The following is a 25020-nucleotide window of genomic DNA, read 5'->3' as shown; positions in this document are numbered from 1 at the left end:
ATACGTTCTAATTAGTAGCCAGGGTTTTGATCTGCTTGAGATATTTGTGTGTTATTTGACAATTCTGTTGAAGGAATTGGCATTAACATATTTTTTACAGAAACCGGATAGATGTAGTCTTTACTATTATTTCCTCCAACATCTAACGTTGGATGGTTATTATGAGTATAGATTACTTCCTCCAAGAAATATTGGTATCCTCTACGTCTGGTATCAAACCATTCGTGATTTTCACCTAACATTTCATATTGTCTTTCTCTTAAAATACGAGTTCTGAATTCACTTTGTGTTAATCCTGCAAAGTCTGCTGGTTCTGCAGAAACTCCAGTAGCTGTAGTTCTTGCTCTGGCCAGTACTTCATTAACATAACCATAAGCTTCAGTTGTTGGCCCATTTAACTCATTTGTAATTTCAGCTAACATCAATAAGACATCAGCATAACGAAGCTTATAAAAGTTTCTTGATGTTGTAGATCCATTAAAATTAGGATCTAAATATTTTTTTAAAGCGGTAAAAGCATTTCCTCCTCCAGATTGTGTAGGGTAGATGTTTTGATTAGCACCATTAAATTTTGTATACGAATTAGCAAAAAATGTAGCCTCAATTCTAGGATCGTTAGGATATTGATTTACATGTTGATCGTAAACTTCCTTATTTGGACGAATTCTTCCAAAAGTATCATAGTCGTATAAATCTTTTAAAGTATAAGCTCTTATGACATCTGAATTTCTTTCTGCACCATTAGGACCATATTGGATTTCAAATATAGATTCTGAGTTATTCTCATTGCTTAAGTCAAATAATTCTGCATAAGTAGTGGTAAGTGAATACTCTCCAACTACCTGAATAGCTTCGTCGTAAGCTTGTTGCCATAATGCTAAGTCTCCAGATTCACTAGCTAAAGTTAAATATACTTTAGCTAAAAATGCATTCGCAGCAGTTTTTACTGGACGACCTTCTAAATATTCCCCAGGTCCTGGTAATAATGTTTTCGCTTTTTCAAAATCAGCAATTATTAACTCATACACTTCTTCTTTAGGACTTCTTGGAGTATTTAAATTATTAATATCCGAAGGAATCGTTTTTATAGGAACATCTCCGAAGTAACGAACCAAATCAAAATAGGTTGCAGCACGAATTAAATAAGCTTGTCCAAGAGCGAAATCTCGGTTAGGAAGCGTAGACGTTTCCATGTTTAAAATAATCGTATTTGCAACGTTAACGGTAGCATACATTTGTGGCCACATACGAGTTAACCAAGTATTGTTTGGTAAACAGTTTAGACTTGTAGCATCTTCACTTGCACCTTGATTGGAATAAAATTTTCCAGAAAGTGTAGTCGCAAGGTGATGTATAGAAGAACCATGGTAACCAGGAGCTGCAAAACTTTGATATAATCCTGTAACTGCAGTTTCTAAACCAGCTTCTGTAGCAAAAATTTGATCTTCTGTGTAAAATGTCTCTATGTCTTCATCTAAAAAATCGCTACAGCTTACTATAAATGAAGTTATTGTACATAAACCTAAAACTAATAAATATTTTTTCATAATCTTTTTTTTTAGAAACCAATGTTTAATGATACTGAAAATGATTTTTGATTTGGAAATGAATTCCAATCTAAACCAACTCTTCCTGGATCGAAAGCAAAACTATTTACTTCAGGATCAAATCCGCTGTAATCTGTAAAAAGTAATAAATTTTGTCCCGTTACAGAAACGTAAGCACTGTTGATAAATGATTTTTTATCTACTGGAATATTGTAACCTAAAGTCACATTAGATAGTCTTAAAAAACTACCATCTTCAATTAAACGATCTGTAAAACCTGTCTCATCAGCTAAATCGTAACCAACTCTTGGATATGATCCTTCTGGATTTGAAGGCGACCACGCATCATAATACGCTTCTCTTCTAACATTTGCAGATGAATTATCTGCATATGCTTCTCTAAGCAAGTTACCATTAGCTATATCATTTCCTTTAATACCATTAAATAGGGCACTTAGTGAGAAATTTTTATATTCAAAACTTGTACCAAAACCATAGTTATAGTCTGGGTTTGGATCTCCTATAATTGTTAAATCTGAATTATTTATTAAGCCATCACCATTTTGATCTATTAAATTAACGTCTCCTAATTGAGGTGCGTTTCCATTAAAACTACCTGCAGCAGCTAACTGTTCTGGAGTAGTAATAATTCCATCTGTTTCAAATCCGTAAAATAATCCAGGTGCTTCACCTTCAATAAATATGTTAGCTTCAGTTTTAAAATAGTTGCCACCAGAGACTTGAGAACCTAAGTAAGCACTATAGGTTTCAGTTCCAAAAGTTGATGGGTCAAAACCAATGTCACCTACTTTATTTCTATTAAATGAAATATTACCGTAGACATTCCATTTAAAATTATCGTTACTAATAATATCAGCATTTAAAGAAATTTCAATACCTCTATTGGTGATATCACCACGATTTACAAAGTAGTTTTCGTAACCGTTAGATGGTGCAATTTGTGCATTTAATAATAAATCTGAAATTTCTTTGTAATATACGTCTACAGTTCCCGTAATTCTATCGTTTGCTAATCCAAAATCAATTCCTGCATTATATTGACTCGTTGTTTCCCACGTTAGCGTTGGATTTTTAAGATTTTGAGGTACAATAGCTATTTGCGGATTATTCTCATCATCTGAATATGGTGTTTGTGTTAAATTAAATCGCGTAAGAGTACTGTACGGATCAATAGCTTGATTTCCTGTAAGTCCCCAACCTAATCTTAGTTTAGCATCAGAAATGAAGTTAGAGTTTTTTAAGAAACTTTCTTGTTTAGCCTTCCAAGCAAATGCAAATGCTGGAAAATAACCCCATTTATTTCCATCTGTAAATTTAGAACTTCCATCGGCTCTAAAAGTTGCGGTGAATAAATAGCGATTTTTAAATGTATAGTTAAATCGACCTAGGTAAGATAATAAAGACTCAGGCTCTGTATAATAAAATACTGGTTGTTGCACTTGTCCGGTTGTGATACCATCTGCTCTTAAGTCAGTTAACGGAAAGTCTGTAGCAGATGCAGTTGTAAATGTAGATTTACGTTGGTCTATAACAAAACCTACTGTACCATCAATTCTATGATTTCTATTAAAGCGGTGCTTAAACATTAATGTATTATCAATATTATATCTAAAACGATCTAAAGTACTTAAACCTGCTTCACCATTACTTAAAGATCCACGTCTTAATGCTGTACCATACCATATTTGTCTTTCTTTATGTCTGTAATCTGTACCTAAAGTAAATTTATAGGTAAATATTTTTGAAAGTTTATAGTTTAATTTTAAAGCTCCAAGTAAACGAGATTCTTTAGAAATATCGTCGTAATCGCTAATCCATGCTCTTGGGCCATCTAAACTGATATCGAAAAGGTCACCTTCAAAATTATCTACTTGACCTAAAAAAGGTGCTCCAGAAACTACCTGACGAATTAAGTTGTTATTAGTACCTCCTAAATTTTCTGTTCCTTTAGAAGAAGAGTTTTTTGTGTGAGCAGCAGAAACTTTTGCAGAAAGTGTCAATTTGCTAGTTAAATCATTATTAAAATTAGCATTAAAATCGGCTGCGTTAGAGAATGCGTTAGGCACGATACCCTCATTATTTAAGTATCCTGCGGCTATATAGTAATTTCCATTATCAGTTCCTCCAGATGCAGAGATTCTAAAATTTCTAGTAATTGCAGTTTTATAGGTGTCTTCAGACCAATCTACTTCCTCTAATCTTTCAATAGAATCTGCATTGTCAATCATAAACTGTTCACTATTTTCAAATCTTGCGATACTGCCATCAGGATATGTATAATATGAAGGAGAAAAACCTTGATTTGCTCGACCATCATTTTGATAATTAACATAACCATCTAAATCTAATACATCAATGTTATTTGTAATGTAACCTAATGTTGTTGTGTGTGAAAAATTAAATTTAGTTTCTCCCGCTTTTCCTTTTTTCGTCGTTATTAATACGACACCATTAGCACCTCTAGAACCATAAATTGCAGTTGCAGATGCATCTTTTAAGATCTCTATACTTTCAACATCTCTTGGGTTAATACCAGTAATACCACCTTGTGGTGCTAAATAACTATTTCCGCCAGATAATGGGTCTAAAGTGTCTTCTGTAGCAGAATCTACAATAATACCATCAATTACATATAAAGGTTCTGTATTTCCTGTTAAACTGTTTAAACCTCTAATTTTTATACTTGTAGGAGATCCAGGAGCTGTGTTTTGTTGAACTAACACACCTGCAGCTCTACCTTGTAATAAGGTTTCTACATTTTGAGAGGTTGCAACAATATCTTGTTTAGGTTTTACACTCGTAACGGCACCAGTTAAGTCACCTTTTTCTACTTGTCCGTATCCAATTACTACTATTTCATTTAATTGTTCTTCGTTAGGAGCTAAAACAATATTTAATTGTGTTTGTTTATCTACAACGATTTCTTGATTTTTGAAACCTAAGTAGCTTACAACAATAGTGCTAGGTCTATTTGACAATTCCAGTTCAAATTCCCCATCAATATTAGTAACTACGCCTTTAGTAGTCCCTTTAATAATTACTGAAGCTCCTGGTAATGGAAAGTTTGTGTCGTCAACCACTTTACCTTTTAAAGCTTGCTGAGAAAATATTACCATTGGAGCAATTAGTAATAACAGACAAATGTATTTTTTCATGTTGAGTTTATTAATTTATGCTAAACTATGTTTTTAGCACTATATAGTAGTTTTGAAAAGCATCAAAAAAGGTTTATTTATTGTCATAATTTATGAAATCATTAACAAAACACTATGATATTAACGACTTTAAGATTTTTAAAGACCTAAATATTAAGAATCCTAAAAAGGATTTATATTTTTAACAAAAGAAGTTTATCTTAAAGTTAAGCTTATTTTTTTAAACTACTTATGTATTGACTAGGAGTAATATTGTAGATTTTTTTAAAAGAAGTACTAAAGTATTTTGGATTTGAAAAACCAGATCTGTAGGCAACTTCCTTAATACTTAAATCGCCCTGAATTAATAAACTTTTAGCGTGTTTAAGTTTTGTGTGTATAATAAAGTCTTGAGGCGATAAATTAACTAAGTTTTTAAGCTTCATATATAATGAAGTTCTACTCATTCCAAAACTTTTAGATAAGTCGTGAACTGAAAATGAATTATTTTCGATATTGTCTAAAACAGTTTTTTCTAAGTTGTCTAAAAATTCCTTGTCTTGGTCGTTTTTAAATAACTCTGCATTATTAGATTCGTTATCATGAACATATTTTTGACGCAGTGTTTGCTGCCATTTGAATGTGTTTACAATTTTAAATAGTAAGAAATTTAAATCAATTGGCTTTTCTATGTATTCTGAAATTCCTGTTTTAATACTTTCTATCTTTTGAGATGAATTTTGCAAAACAGTTAACATGAATACAGGAATGTGGTTTAAATTGATGTCATCCTTTATATGTTTAGACATTTGCATACCATCCATTTCTGGCATAATTAAATCGGTAAGAATAAGATTAGGGAAAATAACAGATGCTTTTTCTAAACCTTCTTTACCATTTTTTGCTTCGTGTACTTGGAAATATTCACCAAGCGTATTGACTAAAAGTTCTCTTAATTCATCATTATCTTCTACAATCAATATCTGGTTATCACTAAAAGAATCAATACCATCTATATCTGCATGATTGCTTACAAAGGTTTGGATGGTTTGCGATTTAATATCTTCCTTATGTTTTAATTCTTGTTTTAAGTTTTTTAAAGTGATGTTAAAGACAGTTCCTTTATTTTCTTCACTTTTAAATTTAATACTACCTCCAGATTTTTCTAAAATACGCTTAACCATAACCAGACCCAAACCAGTTCCAGGTCTTTGGCTATTTATGACATTTCGGGCACGGTAATAGCGTTTTAAAATATATTTTTGCTGATCTTTAGGGATACCAATACCATCGTCGGATATTTCCAATTCAAGTTCATCTTGTTTATTTTTAAAAGAATGGATGGTAATCTGACCGTTTTCGTTACTGTATTTTATTGCATTAGAGATAATGTTAAGCAGGACTTTGTCTAACAGGTCTTTATCGTTGATAAAAAAGCCATCTTTCCAATCATTAGTGTAACTAATTTTAATATTTTTTTCCTTCGTAAGTGGTTCAAAATCATTAATAACCTGATCTATATGACTTTTTATATCAATCTCACTAATATGGTTGGATATATTCTCTTGAGAGGTAATTTTATGAAAATTAAGTAACTGCTCGAATAAAGAATTAATACGTTTAACGGTTGTTTTTACTCGTGTTTTTGATTCTTCGTTAGAATTTGACTGGTCTGTTATATTGTCTAAAGAAGATATTAAAATGGTAAGAGGTGTTTTTATTTCGTGGGTAATGTTGTTAAAAAACTCAATTTGCTCCTCGGCATTACGTTTATTAATTAAAAAACGTGCCAGATAAAAAGCAAGAATCACTAAAAGAATAAATGTAATAGTGTAAATGGCATAAGCTAAATTAGATTTCCAAAATGGAGTGGATATAATAATCTCTATGCGTCGTTCTTTTCCAAAATTACCATATTTGTTAACCGTTTTAACCTTAAACGTATAAGTTCCAGAGTTAAGATTAGTGTAAGTTGCTAAATTCGCTTCACTTGGAGCAGACCATTGGTTATTAAAGCCTTCTAATTTATAAGTGTATTTTAATTTGGAATTAATGCTGTGTGATACGCCTGTAAATTCAAATTGTATGGAATTTTCTTTGTGATTCAGATTAATTTTTTCGGTCTCGTTAATATGCTGATCTAAAATTCCAGATTTCGGATCTAAATTTTTATTAAATAATTTCAGATTTGTAAAAACAATATCTGGTGTATAATTAAATTCTTTTATTTTTTTAGGGTTAAAAATACTTACACCATCAATACCACCAAACGCAAATTTATTTGGCGCCAGTTTATTAAAACTTCCATAATTATATTCTGTACTGGCTAAACCATCATTTTTATCGTAAGTAGTTACTAAGGTGTCTTTGGTGCTAAGTTTTATATTTGCAAGACCTTTTGTAGTACTAATCCAATAGTTATTATAATTTTCTGCTAAAAAACCTTGTACAATGTCAGACGGTAAACCATCTTTCATTTTTAATTTTTTAAACGTTTTGTTGTCGGGTTTATAAAAAATTAAACCTTCACCGTTAGTTCCTAAAAGTAAATTGTTATTTTGATCTTCATAGACCACATTAATTGTAGAGTAGGCGAGTGTAGAGTTATTTGGAGCTATTTCAGAAATTCTGCTAATTTCACTTTTTTCATCATTTATAGCAAATAAACCTAGACGTCCGGCTACATAAATGAGTCCGTTTTTAGTCTGGGTAATATATCTAACTGCTCCTGTACTGTATTTCTTTAAGCTATTATCTGCTCTTATTACTGTTAAGTCTCCTTCAATACCACCAAACCAGAGGTTATTGTTGTCGTCTTTAAAAACCGCATAAACTTTTTTAAGAATGTTCTCGTTAGGGTATTTAGAATTTATGCTTTCACTGGATAAGCTGTTGATGTTTATTTTAAATACACCACTATTATATGTACCCACATACATATCGTCTTGGTCTGGCTGAATGGCCAATACAATATCGCTTAATGTCGTATTTTGATACTTAAAATTTGTAATATGTTTCCAGTTCTTAGTTTCTGGATAATAGATACTTATCCCTTGTTTAGTTCCAAACCATATATTTTTATTACGGTCTGTTGCAATTGCTCTGGTGAAATTAGAAGCAATGCTGTTAGGATTGTTTATTTTATGGGTAATTTGCTCGAATTGGCGTTGCTTTAAGTCGATGTAATTTAAGCCACCACCATAGGTTGCAATCCAAATAATATTTTCCTTACCAAGTTCAATATCATATACACCATTACTGTTAAGGGCTTTTGGATTATTGACATCTTCCACTAAATGATTAATTAATTCATTCCTTCTGTTAAGATGAATAATACCATTCCCGTCTGTTGCAATGTAGATGTTTTTACTGTCGTCTTCTATAATATCATAAATAGGATAAGAATTAGGAATTGGCAGATTAACTTTTTTAAGTTCGGCATTCTTTAGCTTAAATAAATCTCCGTTTTTAAAGCCCACATAAATTTGTTTTTTAAGCTCTTTAATAAAAAACACAGGAGACTTATAATCCTCAGATAAATTTTTAATGTTATTATTGGTTGTAGAATATCTTATTAATCCTTGATCTGTACCTAAATAAACCAAGTCGTTTTTTATAAAAACAGCATTTATATTATAGTTGTCTACAAGCTTTTTACTGGTATATGTGTCTTTATTTTTAATGAGCTGAAACAAACCGTTATAAGCACCAACCCAAATGCGATGTTCAGAATCTTCAGTAATAGACTTAACACTACCTATAGTATTTATACCTGTTGTGGTTAAACTTTCAAAAACATCTGTTTTCTTATTGTACAAACCAATTCCATTTTCATGACCAATCCACACATTTTGTTTAGAGTCCACAATAATTTTTGTGATTCGGTTTTTAGAAAAATTTACTAAACCATTATAAGTATTGTATTTTTGGTAGTTAGAAGAGTTATTTTTTAATACGCCTTCTTCAGTCGCCATCCATAAGTTACCTACGCTGTCTTGGGCAATACTGTAAATAATACTTTGGGAGTTGTTATAATCGTTTTCTAGTTGAAGAACATCAAACGAATTTTGGGCAAAACAAGTCATTGCGTTAATGCAAAAGAATAAAAGAATAAAATGTTTAATTGAACTCAAAATAATATCTTTGACTTATTCGTTTTTATATAAAGCGGAAAATTAATTAAATTAAAACAATCAAACCAATTGTTTATGAAAAATCCCCAAATAAAAATTAGTGTTCTATTTTTTTTAATTTTTTTTAGTAGTTGTAAAAATGAAGAAAACACTAACAAAGCTATTGATAACAATACGATTACAGAAACAGATGTTAAGTTAGATACACCTGAAGGCATGGTTTGGGTTGAAGCAAAATCTTTTTTAAGAGGCGCAAAAACAGGCGATAAATATGCTATGCCTAGAGAAAAACCTGCTCATCAAGTGACTGTGGATGGTTTTTTTATAGATATTACAGAAGTTACTAATGCAGAATACAAAAAATTTGTAAATGAAACGGGTTACGTTACAGTTGCAGAACGTGATATTGATTGGGAGGAGATGAAAAAAGAATTACCTCCAAACACACCAAAACCACATGATTCTATTTTGCAGCCTGGTAGTTTAATTTTTAATAAAAATGTAAAAGCTGTTGTTAGTATGGCTAACTTTTGGCAATGGTGGACTTGGAAAATAGGAGCCAACTGGAAACATCCATCTGGGCCCGATAGTTCTATTGAAGGAAAAGATAATTACCCAGTAGTTCATATTGCTTATGAAGATGCTATGGCGTACTGTAAATGGGCAAATAGACGTTTGCCAACCGAAGCAGAGTGGGAAAGTGCCGCACAAGGTTTAAATACCAATGCGATATTTACTTGGGGTAACAATCCGCAATTATTAAACGCTAATGCAAATACTTGGCAAGGTAAATTTCCAACTCAAAATATTAATGCAGATGGTTTTGAATACATTGCGCCAGTTAAAAGTTATCCGCCAAATAGTATTGGACTATATGATATGGCAGGAAATGTGTGGGAATTGACTAGTGATTATTTTAATGTCAATTATTATAACACGATAACTAATACGTCTAATATAAAGAACCCAAAAGGTGCAGAAAAATCTTTTTCGCCAGATAACCCTTATCAAACTGAATATGTTATGAAAGGTGGTTCTTTTTTATGTCACGACTCTTATTGTGCAAGTTTTAGAATTTCTGCACGTATGGGTAATGCGGTAGATTCTGGTTCAGACCATTTAGGGTTTAGAACCGTTGCTACACCAGAAATGTTAAAAAAATAAATAGGTTATTTTTTATAATCGGGATTAGGCTTTGGGGCTTCGTAACCTGTTTCAGTTTTCCACAATTCTAATCTTGATTTTAATTTGTTTACTATTTCTTGATTTTCTTTTGAAATCTCTTTGGTTTCATAAGGATCTTCATTTAGGTTATATAAAATGTATGTAGACGTTTCAACATCTTCAGTCATTTTATAACCATCCATTTGAATGACATTCACCCATTTTGAAGTAAATTCTTCACGTTTAATATTATAATTAGCATAATTGGTATATTCCCAAATTAAAGCGTCACGTTTAGTTTGAGAAGCTGTATTTAGTAGAATAGGAGTTAGGTCCTCGCCATCTAAAATATAATCTTCAGGCTTTACGGTTTGAGTTAAACCTAAAAGTGTAGGATAAATATCTACATGAATTATGGGTTCTTTAGATACTGATCCGGCTTTAATCTTATTTTTCCACTTAAAAATGTAAGGCACTCTAATGCCTCCTTCTAATGTTTGCCCTTTTACACCTTGATAGGGCTTATTAAATAAATTACTTTCGGTTTTATAATGTCCATTATCACTAGTAAATACAATAATGGTATCATCATCCAAATTTAAGTCGGTTAAGGTTTTTAGAAGCTGCCCAACACTGTCATCCAAACTTTTTATCATGGCTAATACCTTGATTTCATCCTTTCCAACCTCTGGATTTCCTTTTAATTTTTGTTTAAAGTGTGTCAAATATTCTGCTTTAGGCTCTAAAGGTTTATGTACTAAATAATAGGGTACATAAGCAAAAAATGGTTTGTTTTCGAAAGCTGATTTTTTTATGAAATTAATGGTGTTTTCTGTAATCACATCTGCCGAATACTGTGAGTTGTCTACATCATTTTGCTGTGGTGAGGTTTTAAAATTATAATGTCCAGTAATCTCATAACCTTCATCAAAACCTTGATTTTGAATTTGTAATTCATTTTTTCCTAAATGCCATTTTCCATAGGCTGCAGTGGTGTAATTATTGGCTTTTAGAGCTTCAGCAATAGTAATTTTATCTAAATTTAATCCAGCACCAGAGCCTTTAACTTTATTAATTTCTGGTGGTAAAAAGCGCATGGCTTCCAATGTTTTTTTATCGCTCTTGTAGCGGTCTGTTACTCTGTAAACTCTATGTCTTGGTACATATTGACCAGATAGTATTGAAGCTCGAGATGGCGCACAAGTAGGATCGTTAGAATAGCCATTTGTAAAATGCATGCCTTCACGATATAGTTGATCTATATGTGGTGACTCTACTAATGGGTTGCCATAACAGTTCAAAGCGTTTATGCCTAAATCGTCAGCCAGAATAAACAATACATTAGGTTGTTTTTGACTGGTTTTAACTAATTTTTGTTGTGCTTTACAATTAAACACCGCAAAGCATATAAAAAGACACAGTAAATTTCTCATTATTTTTTGTTTTTTAACCAAAATAGATTGTTCCAGATTTTAGGACCTTTATTTTTTAATGGTTCGCCTGGCGTGCTTCTGCCATCAAGAATCACTTTATTTAATGCAGTTGTTAATTCTTGAACTTTAGCCGAATAAGCTTCATTGTAAAACAGATTATTTTTTTCTGATGGGTCTTCGGCAATATTGATAAGATAACTGCTTCCTTTTTTAGGATTTAAATCCATTTTCCAGTCACCTTTTCTAATAGAAAAACGTCCTGCAAAATTGCTATATACTGAAGATTCTCTATTATATTTATTATTTCCTTTTAATAGAGGTAATATACTGTAACTATCTACACCTTGGTTTTTGTCAGTTTCAGCATGTAGTAAATCGGCGCAAGTAGCATATAAATCGCCCAATGAAATGGTCGTGTTATTTTTTGAATTAGGTTTTACGACGTTTTTCCATTGTACAATAAATGGTACTGTGTGTCCACCTTGGTGTAGCGATGCTTTTCTTCCTTTCAAATGTGCACTTGGTCTATGCTTATAAGTGTCTTCAAACTCCTCTGGAAAAGATGTTTTAGAAGCACCATTATCGGCTGTAAAAATAATTATAGTATTCTCTTCAATCCCTTTTTCCTTTAGAGCGGAAACAATTTGTCCAACAGTCCAATCTAATTCCTGTATAAAATCGCCATAAATACCTGCTTTACTTGTTCCAACAAACTCTTCTCTTGGGTAGACAGGTGTATGTGGTGCAGTTAAAGGTAGGTATAAAAAGAAGGGTTTTTCTTCTTTATAATTAGCAATATAATCAACCGATTTGTTGGTTAGATCCAACATAACTTGTTCTGCTTTAAAGTCTGGTGCTTTATCGCCTTTTCGTTTTAGTTTTTGTCCTCCAACCAAATCTTTTTTTCGTCCTCCAGGAAAATTTTTATCTTTTCCATCTGGTTTCATGGTTGCTGTAGGAATTGTGATAAGTTTATTATTTTCTGAATACACATAAGGCGGAAAATCGAGAGATGCATTTAATCCGAAAAAATAATCGAAACCACAATCTGTTGGTCCACCAGTAAATGGTTTGCTGTAATCTACTTTATCGCTAATGTCCTCTTTAAACTGGTAAGGATTTTTTGGATCCATTTCAAAAGTTTCTTCTGTTTTAAACTGCCAGTTCCAGCCTAAATGCCATTTACCAATCATAGCGGTTTCATAACCATTACGTTGTAATAATTTAGGTGCGGTATCTTTATCTTCTTCAATTAAAGCTTTAGAATAACCATCCAAAACTCGTCCTTTTAACTTGGTGCGCCAAGAATATTCTCCGGTCATAATACTATATCTGGAAGGCGTACATACTGAAGACGTTGTATGTGCATCTGTAAAAGTCATTCCATTATGGATTAACTTTTCTATATTTGGTGTATTCACTTTTGCTTCCGGATTTAAGCCAGAAACATCACCAATACCTAAGTCATCAGCAAGAATATAAACAATGTTTGGTTTTATGACGTGAGAGTTGGAGAGTGGCATATTTTCCTGTGCCATGCTTATAGAGCAGGATAAACTAAGCAGTAAAATTATAAATCCCTTCATATTTATTTTTTAATTATAAATTCATCAAATGCATCACCTGTAAAAGAGTTAATTCCTTTAAAAGACAAAGTTTTTTTATCTATAGAAATTAATCCAAAACTAGCCACATGTTCTGAATGAGCTACTATTGTACCATCATCACAATTTTTATTATTATTTGGATTAGGCTCCCATTTTTTATTAATTTTTCCACCAGCACCAATTGTAATAGAAATAAATTGGTTTTCTAAGTTTTCATAAATAGAATGATTATTTTGAGAGCTATCAATATTTCCATTAGCATCGTAAGGTTTTAAACGCTCATAGGTATGAGCATGACCATTTAATACCAAATCTACATTGTAAGAAGCAAAGACATCATAAAGACTAATAACATGCTCATAGTCCTGTTTATAAGTGCAGCTTTTACCGTTATGATGTAAATACACCACAATCCAATCGAATTTTCCTTTATTTTCAGACAGTGTTTTTTTTAACCAGACGGTTTGATGTTCATAATCATAAAAATTCCCATCTCGAGAATCTAAGCCTATAAATAAAGTATTAGCATAAGAGAACGTATAATAATATTCTTTGTTTGGTAAATTCCATTCCTTTTTAAAATTTTCGTCATGATTTACACTCAGCCAATCATGATTTCCTGCTACTGGATAAAAAGGAATGTTTTTAAATACGTCTTTGAAAGGTTTAAATAAATGGTTGTCATAATTTTTACTTTCTCCTTTGGGATACACAATATCACCTAAACCTAATCCAAAATCTGGTTTAATAGCTAACTCGGTAATTCTGTTAGCAGGTTCCATAGCAAAACTACCTTGTTCTTTAGCGCCAATATCTCCTAAGGCATAAAAACTAAAAGGAGAATTTTTGTCTTTAGGAGCAGTTTTAAAGTAATAATCTGTTCCACCAGCTAAAAGATGTCCGTTAGAATAAATAGAATAATTATAAATGGTATTTGGTTTTAAACCTGAAATAGCTACTTCATTAAACATAAACCCCTCATGAGGCGTTAAATAGCCTTTTATAATTGAATTGCTTTTTGTTGCTCTCTCGGTAATAGAAACATAACAGTTTTTTGCAATACCATTAGTTTTCCATGTAATGATGGTAGAATCTTTTCTTACTTTTTGCAAATAAGGCTCTCGTATCAAATCTGGCTTAATACCAATTACTTCTGTTATTGTAGTTTTTTCGGAATTTTTTTTTAATTGATTTGTAGAGTTGCAAGCCAAAAACAGAAGCGATAGAGTTCCAATAGAAATGGCAAATCTTTTTAAAATTGTAATATTGTTATTCATAAGCGTTAAATGCCGTGATTTGGATGTTTTTAGTCTTCTTTGTGGGGTTTAATCTCATTCCATAAATAGGTGTTCCGTTTAATTTAATTCTTAAACCTTCACCAATAGTTTCTCCTTGAAAAGCTGTACTCCATTGTCCTTTTGCATTTTTAGTTTCAATGGTAAACTCTCGTACACAATGAGATCGCATATTTTCACTCAATAGGATGGTTTTAACTTTTTTTGGAGATTTAAAGTCTAATGTTAAACTAGGTTCTTTATCGTCTCTTGCAGGTTCCCACCATTTTTTAAGATGAATTCCTTCGCTAAATACATTTCCTTTAGCATCGTAAATAACATCTCCTTTTTTATTTTCGTTAGAAAATGAAGATTCAGACACATTAAATTCTGTGTTTTCTAAAGGAATAGCTTTCCAAGTTTCGATACGCTCAAAATTTGATGGATCTTCAGCTAAAGTTAATTCAACAATATTATCCAAATTATTATTGAATTGAGTTTTATCAAAATGAAGGATTAATTTCCCATTTTTTATTTCATGATTTTTGAATCCATTTGTAATTCCTTTTGCAGTTAAGATTTTTGTAGGGAGAACAGGTAATTCAATAGCTGCTTCTGTAGTATTTCCTAATTTTTGTAAAACGTGAATATATAATTTGTTACCAATTTGAGTTGAAGAACCATAGTCGCCACCAATATAAATGCCTCGACGTGTATTTTTAATGGTATGGCCGTATGTTTTTATCCACTCACCAACTTTAAGAGCTTGCTTAGCTTCTTTTTCTACGAACTCACCTTTAGCATCTGGACCTAAATTCAATAATAAATTCCCACCATTTCCAGCAACTTGAATTAACATACTTAATACAGTTTCGTATGGTTTTACAGGTCCGTTTTTATGATATAACCATTTGTCTGTCATGGTTAAACAAGCTTCCCAATATCTGTGATGATCTACTGGACCTAAACTTTGTTCAGGAGTGTCATAATCACCTCGATCTTCTAGAGGCCATCCAAAACCAACACGTGCATTGCTTATAATACCGGGCTGCCATTTTTTTAAATCTTTTAAAATGTGGTATGAATCCCATTGCCAATATTTAGTAGCTAAATGGTCCCAAAACACGCCATCAATTCGACCATAATCTGTAAATAATTGCTTAACATGTTGTTTCATGTAAGGTAAATAATTCTCGTAATGCTTTTCACGAAGATTATCTGGGTGAACCCAATCGGGTTGAGAATAATACCAAAAAAGCTTTACATTTGCTTTATACGCAGCTTCTGCCAACTCTTTGCAAATATCTCTTGCAAAAGGTGTATTCATTATAGTATAATCGGAATTTTTAGCATCAAAAAAAGCGAAACCATCATGATGTTTTGCTGTAAATACAATATACTCTGCACCCCAATCTTTGACCTGCTGCATCCATTTATCGGCATCAAAATTTACAGGATCAAACTTTTTATATAAATTATCATAAACTTCTGGATTAACACCTTTGGTTGCTGGTTTTCCAGCTCCAGGACGTTCTCCATTTCGACCCCAACTTAATGCATCAGTCTCAAATAGAGCAGGACCCCAGTGTACAAAAACACCTAATTTAGCATCTTTAAACCACTGCATTTCTGCTTCCGTTGCATATAATTCTTTTTGCTGTTCTGCGGTAACATACATTGTAGAATCTTTAGCTGGAAATTCCCATTGTTTTTTATAGTTTTTATTTTGGGCAAATAGGCCTGTAGTTATTAGAATAATTGCTACTTTAAGAATTATGTGTTTCATTTAAACTTTTTTCTGTAGATATGACTTAAAAATAACTTAAAGGTTTATTACTCTAAGATTTTTTTTTGAAATTTGGATATAAAAGTAAACCTACTAATTTATTTGATTTGATGGGTTTGATTAGAGTTAAAAAAAGTAGATTTTAAGTGATAATTGTTTCATCTAGGGTTTAAATCGAATGCAAATAAATTTATTTTTAATTAGATTTTATGACACATACATATAAAGTAACCGGAATGACATGTAATGGATGTAAAGCTTCTGTGATAAAACATTTGAATGAACTTGAACAAGTCACTAGTGTTGACGTTAATTTAAAAGCCCAAGAAGCTAAAATAACCATGTCCTCACATATACCAACTAAAACACTTAAACAAGCATTACCAGAAAAATATACACTTTCAGAAAATCCTTCCGAAGAAAAAAATGTATTAAACAAAAGCGCATCACCTGTAGACATTTCCGAAGAAAAGTCGAAATTAGAACAGCTAAAACCTTTGTTACTTATCTTATTTTATATTGCAACAGCAAGTAATCTTATGCATTATAAAGCGTGGAATTTAAGCGATGTCATGCTGGATTTTATGGGGTTATTCTTTATCGTATTCAGTTTTTTTAAACTTTTAGATTTAAAAGGTTTTCCAGAATCTTTTAAAATGTACGATCCCTTAGCTAAAAAAATACCGGTATATGGTTGGATTTATCCGTTTCTAGAAACCGCTTTAGGAATCATGTTTTTAATGCGATTTCAAATAGATATAGCGCTTATAATTACATTAATCATATTAAGTATTACTACTATAGGCGTAACAAAAACACTATTAAACAAAAAATATATTCAATGTGCTTGTCTTGGAACTGCGCTAAAATTACCCATGACAGAAGCTACTTTTATAGAAAACGCCATTATGATAATTATGGCAATTATGATGTTAGTTTTTTAAATTGAATTGTTTCTAAATTTATGCCAAATATGGTCTTAAAATATTTTTAATATCTGAATTGTCGTTTTGTTTAATCAGGTAATCTTCAAGCTCATCTTCATGGTTAATTTGGCAGTCATTAGGAATAAAGCCATAACCTAAATAAACATTTTTTTTAATCCACACAAAAGCAGTTTCATCTGGATGACGTCCTTTTTCTTTAATGACTAGATCTTTAGTGCTGGTGGTTAATTCACAAATGGCATTAGAGACTTTATCATTGTAAGATTTTATGGACTCATTGTTTCTACAAATACCTTCACATGTAATTGCAAAATGAGAACACTGCGTAACATTTTCTTGTAAATGACAAAATTTTGGACATAATTTAAAACTACTACAAATCTTTTCTAATTCTAGTCTGGCTTCAGTTAAATTCTGAAATTTCAGAATGGGATTTGCAAACAGTTTACTATTATTTAATGCTAAATGAATGACACCATTTCTATCTACATAATTAAATAACGAAATTGTCTGTAATCTTTTTTTTGCAACGACATTAAATTTTGGAAAGTGTTTTTTAATAGCAAAATCTTCCATTAAAGAAGCAATTAATTCACTTCCAGAAGTTTCAAAATCTATAGCACCAGTATCACGACACATATCTAAACTTTTTTGTGCTTTACTGTAAAAATGACTAGTGACGCGTTTTTTTATATCTTTAGATTTACCAATATAGATTATTTCATTCTTTTTATTTCTGAAATAATAAATGCCTGGGGCATTAGGTAATTTATCATAATCTGTTTTAGGTAGATAAGATGGTAATGTTGCTTCCTTGGAGTTTTTATTTAAAAATTTAGTAAAAACTTCTTGAGCATTTTTTTGAATAAGTAATTTTTTAAATAAAATTACAGTCGCTTCGGCATCGCCACGAGCTCGATGTCTGTCCACTAAATTTATATCTAAAGATTTACATAATTTACCTAAACTGTAGGATTGAAAACCAGGCAGTAAAGTACGTGATAAACGCACGGTACAAAGTTTTTTCTTATTGAAAGGAATATTTAAAATATCAAACTCCTTCTTAATAACATTATAATCGAAATTTACATTATGCGCCACGAAGATACTGTCTTCTGTAATGTCTAGTATGTTTTGTGCAATGTCTTCAAAAATAGGCGCATCTGCTACAAGTTCATTATCTATACCTGTTAGCGCCGTAATATGATCTGGAATAAAAGTTAGAGGATTTACTAAAGAGGTAAATTCATCGACAATCTCTTCGCCATTAAATTTAAAAATTGAAATTTCTGTTATTTTATTACTTCTACCAGTAGTTTCAACATCAATAATGGTATAATTCATGTAACTTATTAATTTGTTGTCGCTTTTTTATTTATTGTAGATTTAATAATAATTTCCTGCGGTTCTAAAGCTTTATTTTCTAATCTATCTATAAGCGTTTTTGCAGCAATTTCTCCAATTTGAACTCCATTTTGGTCTATTGTAGAAAATTCTGGAGTAAGATAAGTCGCAACTTTCTCATCCATATATCCAATTAATGCAATTTCAGACGGAATAGAAAAATTGTTTTGTTTTACGGTTTTCAAAACTGCTAAAGAAGCAAATTCGTCTAAAGAGATAATAGCATCTATTTTTTTTGCTTTAAGGATGTTTGTTAGTTTATCGCTAATTAGATGTAATGGCTCCTCAACTATTAAGTCAAATTCTACTTGATTTAAGTGCGCTGAAAGTGCTTTTTTATAACCTTCAATTCTGTGTTTTATGACACTTAGATTGTTAATAGTAGTGGCAATAGCAATGTTTTTACGGTTGTTTTTAATTAAATCTACAGTAGCTTCATAGACGGAATCAAAATCGTTAACCATGACTTTGTCGCAAGTCATATTTTTAACAACACGATCAAACATTACAATAGGCTTATTAGTGTTTTTGAAGTGATTAAACTCTTGCTTTATTTGTGTTTCTTCAGCAACAGATAAAATAAATCCATCGACAATTCCATTAGACAATTTTTGTAAATTCTCTTTTTCATCTTCATAAGACTCATTTGTAATTCCAATAATAATATTATAAGGAGATTTAGCCACAACACTTTCAATTCCTAACAGTACTTTGGCAAAAAAATAGTTTTGTATGCTTGGTATTAAAACTGCAATTGTTTTTGTTTTTCCAGATTTTAAGTTAATGGCCAATTTATTAGGTTGGTAATTATGAAGTTTGGCTAATTCCTTAATTTTTGTTTTAGTAGCTTCACTAATCTCATGACTATCATTTAAGGCTTTAGAAATGGTAGAAATAGATACATCTAATATTTTAGCTAATTCTTTTAAGGTAATGTTGTTTTGACTCATAGGTTATAAGACTAAAATATAAATTTGAATTATAAAAATAAGGAAATTTTAAAGAAGTTGAGTTAAAAAAAAACCTCGAAAAGTAAATTTCGAGGTTTTAGCGGAGAAAGAGGGATTCGAACCCCCGGAGGTGTGACCCTCAACAGTTTTCAAGACTGCCGCATTCGACCACTCTGCCATTTCTCCTTGAGTGTCTCATTAGGTATTCCCTAAATGCGAGTGCAAATATAATATCCTTTTTTGATGTAATCAAACAAAAAATAGATTTTTTTAAAAATAATAATTTCTCAATTTTATGTGAATGCTTATGTTTAATCTATAGCGTTCATTATTTTTACAAAAAAAATAAATAATGAGTATCATTGATGCATTAAAAGTTAGATACGCTACTAAAAAGTTTAATTCTAGTAAAATTATTTCAGAAGAATTAATTTATCAACTTAAGGAAGCGTTTAATTTAACAGCAACTTCTTATGGATTACAACCTGTTAAGATGTTGGTTATAAAAAACAAGATTATTCAGGATCAGTTGGTTGCAGATTCAATGAATCAGTTGCAAGTTTCTCAAGCATCGCATGTTTTGGTCTTTTGTATAGAGACTAAAATTGATAAAGACTATATTAAAAATTATTTTGAACGTGTAAAATTAATTAGAGATACGCCAGATAGCATATTAAAAGGTTTTAGGGATTTTTTGATTGCAGACTTTAATACAAAGACACAAGAAGATATAGAGCAGTGGGCAACCAAGCAAGCCTATATTGCAATGGGAAATCTATTAACGGTTTGTGCAAGTTTAGGAATAGATGCTTGTCCTATGGAAGGTTTTTCCGCAGAAGCTTATGATAAACGATTTAACTTAGCTCAGAAAAATTTAAAATCGGTACTAGTTATGCCTATAGGTTTTAGAGCAGAAGATGATATGTTTGCTCATTTTAAGAAAGTGAGAAAGTCATTAAACGAAGTAATTATAGATATTAAATAATGTACAATGCCAGGATTTGAAAAGTTTAGCGATTTAGAGCGTAAGGAAGTAAATGATGTACTGGAAACAGGTATATTAATGCGTTATGGTTTTGATGGTATGCGTAATAATGTATTTAAAGCTAGAGACTTAGAAGCTGAAATACAAGAAAAATTTAATGTACAACACGCACAATTGGTTTCTAGTGGTACTGCAGCAGTTTCTGTAGCTATGGCATTGGCTGGCGTAGGAGCAGGAGACGAGGTTATTATGCCAACATTTACTTTTGTTGCTAGTTTTGAAGCTGTTTTGATGTTAGGAGCAACACCAGTTTTAGTGGATATAGACGATACATTAACACTTTGCCCCGATGCTGTTAAGAAGGCTATTACATCTAAAACTAAAGCAATTATGCCTGTGCATATGTGTGGTAGTATGGCTAATTTAAATGTATTACAAGAAATTTGTGAGTCAAATAATTTAACTCTAATTGAAGACGCATGTCAGGCAATTGGCGGCACCTACAATGGTAAGTATTTGGGCACTATTGGTGATGTTGGCTGTTTTTCATTTGACTTTGTGAAGACCGTAACTTGCGGAGAAGGCGGAGCAATTATTACAAATACTAAGGACTTAGCTATTAAAGCAGATTTATATCAGGACCATGGTCATGACCATATAGGAAATGATAGAGGCGCAGAAACACATCCCTATTTAGGCTATAATTTTAGAATTTCCGAATTGAATGCTGCGGTAGGTTTAGCTCAGTTTAAGCGTTTAGATGAATTTTTAGCACTTCAAAAGAAACATTATACTGTTTTAAGAGAGGAACTTAAACCCTTAAGTAACGTTCAATTTAGAACAGTTCCTGAAGGAGGCGAAGAAAGTTATGCTTTTTTAAACTTTTTTTTACCAACCTTAGATATCGCAAGAAGCGTAATGTCCGATTTTAAAGCTGAAGGTATTGATGCGTGTTTTCATTATTACGATAACAACTGGCATTATGTGCGTAAATGGGAACATTTAAAAGAAGCAAAAAGTTTATTTCCTTTATCAGATGCTGTAACAGAAGGATTATCTAAAATTTCGACTCAAGATTTTTCTAAATCCGACCACTTTATTGGTAGAAATATCTCCTGTTTAATAAAAATTGGTTGGACAGAAGAAGAAGTGAAGCTAAGAGCTCAGAAAATGAAAGCTATTATTGAAAAATTTTAATGATATATTTAAAGCAAATAATTTTTAATAAAAAAGGCAGATATTTAACTGCCTTTTTTATTCATCTATAACATCTTAATAGCCAACGTACTCTACAATTTCTAAACCATAGCCAATCATGCCAACACGTTTGGTTTGTTGTGAATTTGAGATAAGTTTTAATTTATGAATGTTCAAATCGTGTAAAATTTGAGCACCAATACCAAAATCTTTAGCATCCATAATAATTTCTGGCGCCTTCACGACTTCATTTGGTTTTTGTAATGCTTTAAGCTCTGTAATGCGTTGTAGTAAATTTATATTTTGAGATTCTTGGTTGATAAATAAAATAGCTCCTTTGCCAGCTTCATTAATAACCTTAAACATACTGTCTAATTTTTTATCGGCATTATTGGTTAAGGTTCCTAGAATGTCGTTATTAATTAAATTAGAATTTACTCGGGTTAAAATAGTTTCATTTGCCGTCCATTCGCCTTTAGTTAAAGCAATATGAACTTGATTATTAGTGGTTTGTTGGTAGGCACGAAGTCTAAATTGGCCAAATCGTGTTTCAATATTAAAGTCTTCCTTTTTTGTAATTAAAGAATCATGGTCCATTCTATAAGCTACTAAATCTTCGATAGAAACTATTTTTAAATCAAAGCGTTTGGCAACTTCCAGAAGTTGTGGTAAACGTGCCATAGTACCATCTTCATTCATGATTTCCACAATTACTCCAGCGGGTTGTAAACCAGCAAGACGCGCAAAATCTATAGCTGCTTCAGTGTGTCCTGTACGTCTTAAAACACCACCTTCTTTGGCTATTAATGGAAAAATATGTCCCGGACGTGCTAAATCAAAAGGTTTTGTCTCTGGATTAATTAAAGATTGAATAGTTAATGCTCTATCTCCAGCCGAAATACCTGTGGTTACTCCTTTACCTTTTAAATCTACAGAAACCGTAAAAGCCGTCTCCATATGATCGGTATTGTTGGTTACCATGGCATGTAAATCTAATTCTTTACAGCGTTTTTCTGTAAGCGGCGTGCAAATTAAACCTCGACCATGAGTTGCCATAAAGTTCACCATCTCTGGAGTCACCATTTCTGCAGCAGCTAAAAAATCGCCTTCATTTTCTCTATCTTCATCATCCACCACAATAATCACTTTACCTGCCTTAATGTCGTTTATAGCTTCTTGTATAGTATTTAATTGTGTTTTTTTCTCTGTAATTGTACTCATGATTTTCATATTTGTTGAACTATTTCTGAGAATTTTCAACGATTTTATTATTTACTTTATAAAAATAAGGATATGCTATTAAAGCTAAAATAATTTCAAAACTTGTTATTTCTTTTAATCCAATATATTTAAAATACTTATTTATATATTGAATCGATTTTAATGCAAAAATAATATAGACTATTAATGCGAAGAGGCTTAGCTGTAATCCCGAAAACCCTAAGGCTTCCAATTTGTTATTTTTTAAAATAAAATATGCCGGAACAACTATTATCGGGATAAAATAACTTACTAATGCTATCGTAGCGCTTATATTGTAGGCTTTAAATAATTTTATTGCCTTAGTAGTCTTTATCAATTCTTTATTAAATACTAATGTTTCTTTGTGTTCTCGCAACTCACTAATTTGATACTTTGTGTATCTAAGTTTTAAATAGGCTAATGGAAAAATTAAATATCCAAATAGTAGTGTAATAATTGATATAGAGGTTTCCTTTGATAGTTTTACATATTGATTTCTAAAAACTAAACTTTTTACAAAAGTTATAGTGTATATAATGAATGTAAGAGCGCTTAATTGTATACTAGATAGTGATAAAGCAGGTAATTCATTATTCTTAAATATAAAATAAAGAAGTAATAAAATAAGACTAGAACTATAACTAATAAGAGCAATTTTACAATTTACAGTGCTGTTACTATATTTTGATTTTGCCTTTATATAGGCCTCTTTGTCTAATTCATTTTTTAATAATGGCTTAGAGATATTATTTTTTTTAAATGAAATACCGAGCTTTTTCTTAATAGGCTCTATAATATGATCAAACTCAAAAATACCTCTATCTGCTGTTGCTCTTCGAGTTAAGAAAATACTTAAAGGAAACATAATTAATGTAGAAAACCACGCAGCAAGAACAGGATTTAAAGAGCCAGATTTAGCACTGTTTTCGGCAAATAGACCTATAAAATGATAGGTTAAAAATAAAACTATAGCAATTACAAGTGGCAAACCCATGCCGCCTTTTCTAATTAATGCGCCTAATGGAGCGCCAACAAAAAATAAAATGATACAAGCTGCAGCCAAAGCAAATTTTTTGTGCAAAGCAAGACCATGTTTATTTAAGTAATTCTGTTCTCCGGTATTAAATAATTTTTTATTTTCAATTATAGATGTTGTACTAGTTAAGGTGTTTATTGCATAATCTAAAATTTGAACTTGTTTTTTTGGTTCAAATACAGACAAGAGGTTTGAGGGCTTTTTTATGTTTAGATTATTAAGACTATCAATAGAAATATTTTGATTTAGACTTTCAACATTTGTACGTTTAAATACTGTTTGAGAAAATTCTTCATTATGCTTAATACGTTGTTTTTTTAATGAATCTATAGCATAATTTAAATCTAAAATATTAAGCATACTATATTTATCTGTAGTTTGTTTATCATCTAAATCAATATTATTTAGCTGTGATAAATCGATATTAGTAACGTACTTTTTAAAATAGGTTTTTGTAAATGGATATTTTCTTCGCTCCATTGGATTTTTTGGAGGTGTGTCGTCATAATAGTAACCATCAAAAAGAACTAGTTTTAGAATATTGGAATCTTCTGCACTTAATAATTCACCATTTTTAGCAATGGTGGTTTTATGGTTTGTAGAGCGATTAGAAGTTTTTTGATGGATAATAATATTTTTTAAAAACTGTCCGTTTTCTCCAGATTTCTCTTCAACCTTTATATTGAAATCATCTCCAATATTATTAAATTGACCTTCTGCAATAACCATTGCAGGTTTTAATTTGGCTATATTTTTTCTAAGATTATAACTTTCATACTCAGCCCAAGGAATTACATTATTACTAAAAAAGAATGTAATTAACGCCAGAAACCCTATAAATATACTTAAACTCATCATGGCTCTTTGCAACGAAATCCCTGTCGATTTCATAGCAGCAAACTCATAGTTTTCTGCAAAAGAACCAAACACCATTATAGATGATAATAGAATGGTAAGTGGTAAAATAAGTGGTATTAGAGTAGGAGTAATGTAAAACAAGAATTTTAGAACAGTTGCGATGTCTAAATCTTTTCCAGCCAACTCTTTAATATAAAGCCAAATAGCTTGTAATACAAAAATCAGCATGAGAATTACAAACACGCTGATAAAAGTTTTTAAGAAGGTTTTTAATATGTACCTGTCTAATATTTTCACTTAAT

The 25020-nt window shown here is 31.3% G+C and carries 15 protein-coding genes and 1 tRNA gene; 4 read left to right on the top strand and 12 right to left on the bottom strand.

Going from position 1 to position 25020, the window contains the following annotated elements; all coding sequences use genetic code 11:
- Positions 1-11 precede the first annotated feature (11 nt).
- The 3 genes from C7H52_RS09300 to C7H52_RS09290 form a co-directional block, all read right to left on the bottom strand.
- Positions 12-1547 carry a RagB/SusD family nutrient uptake outer membrane protein gene (locus tag C7H52_RS09300; protein ID WP_146130030.1) on the bottom strand — a complete coding sequence of 512 codons (1536 nt, stop codon included), beginning with the start codon at positions 1545-1547 and terminating at the stop codon, positions 12-14.
- An 11-nt stretch (positions 1548-1558) separates the two neighbouring features.
- Entirely contained in the window at positions 1559-4723 is a 3165-nt protein-coding gene (locus C7H52_RS09295) for a SusC/RagA family TonB-linked outer membrane protein (protein WP_106463626.1), read from the bottom strand.
- Positions 4724-4935: 212 nt separating this feature from the next.
- Entirely contained in the window at positions 4936-8835 is a 3900-nt protein-coding gene (locus C7H52_RS09290) for a hybrid sensor histidine kinase/response regulator transcription factor (RefSeq protein WP_146130029.1), read from the bottom strand.
- Positions 8836-8910: 75 nt separating this feature from the next.
- On the opposite strand from C7H52_RS09290, the gene C7H52_RS09285 reads away from it, so the two are divergent.
- Complete coding sequence (locus C7H52_RS09285; RefSeq protein ID WP_106463624.1) at positions 8911-9999, top strand: formylglycine-generating enzyme family protein; 1089 nt, start codon at positions 8911-8913, stop codon at positions 9997-9999.
- A gap of 5 nt (positions 10000-10004) precedes the next feature.
- Here the strand turns inward: C7H52_RS09285 and C7H52_RS09280 are convergent, their stop codons facing one another.
- From C7H52_RS09280 to C7H52_RS09265, 4 genes are read right to left on the bottom strand one after another with little or no spacing between them, the layout of a single operon-like run.
- Positions 10005-11432: a sulfatase gene (locus tag C7H52_RS09280; RefSeq protein WP_146130028.1), complete on the bottom strand. Its 1428-nt coding sequence runs from the start codon at positions 11430-11432 to the stop codon at positions 10005-10007.
- Positions 11432-13018: a sulfatase family protein gene (locus tag C7H52_RS09275; protein ID WP_106463622.1), complete on the bottom strand. Its 1587-nt coding sequence runs from the start codon at positions 13016-13018 to the stop codon at positions 11432-11434. The genes C7H52_RS09280 and C7H52_RS09275 overlap by 1 nt, the downstream gene beginning before the upstream one ends.
- Positions 13019-13020: 2 nt before the next feature.
- Positions 13021-14316: a purple acid phosphatase family protein gene (locus tag C7H52_RS09270; RefSeq protein WP_106463621.1), complete on the bottom strand. Its 1296-nt coding sequence runs from the start codon at positions 14314-14316 to the stop codon at positions 13021-13023.
- Positions 14309-16099 (bottom strand): alpha-L-fucosidase, encoded by a 1791-nt coding sequence (locus C7H52_RS09265; protein WP_106463620.1) that lies wholly within the window; start codon positions 16097-16099, stop codon positions 14309-14311. The genes C7H52_RS09270 and C7H52_RS09265 overlap by 8 nt, the downstream gene beginning before the upstream one ends.
- 209 nt (positions 16100-16308) lie before the next feature.
- Here C7H52_RS09265 and C7H52_RS09260 point away from each other — a divergent pair, with 209 nt between their 5' ends.
- Entirely contained in the window at positions 16309-17043 is a 735-nt protein-coding gene (locus C7H52_RS09260; RefSeq protein ID WP_106463619.1) for a heavy-metal-associated domain-containing protein, read from the top strand.
- 18 nt (positions 17044-17061) lie between these two features.
- On the opposite strand, the gene C7H52_RS09255 is transcribed toward C7H52_RS09260, so the two are convergent.
- From C7H52_RS09255 to C7H52_RS09245, 3 genes are all read right to left on the bottom strand, one after another.
- On the bottom strand, positions 17062-18390 hold the full coding sequence (locus tag C7H52_RS09255) for an exonuclease domain-containing protein (protein WP_106463618.1): 1329 nt from the start codon (positions 18388-18390) through the stop codon (positions 17062-17064).
- An 8-nt stretch (positions 18391-18398) separates the two neighbouring features.
- Positions 18399-19400 carry a LacI family DNA-binding transcriptional regulator gene (locus C7H52_RS09250; RefSeq protein ID WP_106463617.1) on the bottom strand — a complete coding sequence of 334 codons (1002 nt, stop codon included), beginning with the start codon at positions 19398-19400 and terminating at the stop codon, positions 18399-18401.
- A 101-nt stretch (positions 19401-19501) separates the two neighbouring features.
- A tRNA-Ser gene (locus C7H52_RS09245) sits at positions 19502-19586 on the bottom strand.
- Between the two features lie 166 nt (positions 19587-19752).
- On the opposite strand from C7H52_RS09245, the gene C7H52_RS09240 reads away from it, so the two are divergent.
- Together C7H52_RS09240 and C7H52_RS09235 are read left to right on the top strand one after the other, a co-directional pair.
- Entirely contained in the window at positions 19753-20385 is a 633-nt protein-coding gene (locus C7H52_RS09240; protein ID WP_106463616.1) for an NAD(P)H-dependent oxidoreductase, read from the top strand.
- 6 nt (positions 20386-20391) lie between these two features.
- Positions 20392-21582 (top strand): DegT/DnrJ/EryC1/StrS family aminotransferase, encoded by a 1191-nt coding sequence (locus C7H52_RS09235; RefSeq protein ID WP_106463615.1) that lies wholly within the window; start codon positions 20392-20394, stop codon positions 21580-21582.
- A gap of 75 nt (positions 21583-21657) precedes the next feature.
- On the opposite strand, the gene ribB is transcribed toward C7H52_RS09235, so the two are convergent.
- Both ribB and C7H52_RS13570 read right to left on the bottom strand, forming a co-directional pair.
- On the bottom strand, positions 21658-22803 hold the full coding sequence (gene ribB / locus C7H52_RS09230; protein ID WP_106463614.1) for a 3,4-dihydroxy-2-butanone-4-phosphate synthase: 1146 nt from the start codon (positions 22801-22803) through the stop codon (positions 21658-21660).
- Positions 22804-22822: 19 nt separating this feature from the next.
- Positions 22823-25015: an LptF/LptG family permease gene (locus tag C7H52_RS13570; protein WP_106463613.1), complete on the bottom strand. Its 2193-nt coding sequence runs from the start codon at positions 25013-25015 to the stop codon at positions 22823-22825.
- Between the last annotated feature and the right edge of the window lie 5 nt (positions 25016-25020).

Source organism: Aurantibacter aestuarii (genome assembly GCF_003008425.1).
GTDB lineage: Bacteria > Bacteroidota > Bacteroidia > Flavobacteriales > Flavobacteriaceae > Aurantibacter > Aurantibacter aestuarii.
Note: the sequence above shows the minus strand (reverse complement) of the source record. Positions and strands in the feature narration are given on the sequence as shown.

Coding starts and splice junctions, on each gene's coding strand:
- C7H52_RS09300 (WP_146130030.1), bottom strand. CDS start 1,547: ATGAAAAAATATTTATTAGTTTTAGGTTTATGTACAATAACTTCATTT.
- C7H52_RS09295 (WP_106463626.1), bottom strand. CDS start 4,723: ATGAAAAAATACATTTGTCTGTTATTACTAATTGCTCCAATGGTAATA.
- C7H52_RS09285 (WP_106463624.1), top strand. CDS start 8,911: ATGAAAAATCCCCAAATAAAAATTAGTGTTCTATTTTTTTTAATTTTT.
- C7H52_RS09280 (WP_146130028.1), bottom strand. CDS start 11,432: ATGAGAAATTTACTGTGTCTTTTTATATGCTTTGCGGTGTTTAATTGT.
- C7H52_RS09275 (WP_106463622.1), bottom strand. CDS start 13,018: ATGAAGGGATTTATAATTTTACTGCTTAGTTTATCCTGCTCTATAAGC.
- C7H52_RS09270 (WP_106463621.1), bottom strand. CDS start 14,316: ATGAATAACAATATTACAATTTTAAAAAGATTTGCCATTTCTATTGGA.
- C7H52_RS09265 (WP_106463620.1), bottom strand. CDS start 16,099: ATGAAACACATAATTCTTAAAGTAGCAATTATTCTAATAACTACAGGC.
- C7H52_RS09260 (WP_106463619.1), top strand. CDS start 16,309: ATGACACATACATATAAAGTAACCGGAATGACATGTAATGGATGTAAA.
- C7H52_RS09255 (WP_106463618.1), bottom strand. CDS start 18,390: ATGAATTATACCATTATTGATGTTGAAACTACTGGTAGAAGTAATAAA.
- C7H52_RS09250 (WP_106463617.1), bottom strand. CDS start 19,400: ATGAGTCAAAACAACATTACCTTAAAAGAATTAGCTAAAATATTAGAT.
- C7H52_RS09240 (WP_106463616.1), top strand. CDS start 19,753: ATGAGTATCATTGATGCATTAAAAGTTAGATACGCTACTAAAAAGTTT.
- C7H52_RS09235 (WP_106463615.1), top strand. CDS start 20,392: ATGCCAGGATTTGAAAAGTTTAGCGATTTAGAGCGTAAGGAAGTAAAT.
- ribB (WP_106463614.1), bottom strand. CDS start 22,803: ATGAGTACAATTACAGAGAAAAAAACACAATTAAATACTATACAAGAA.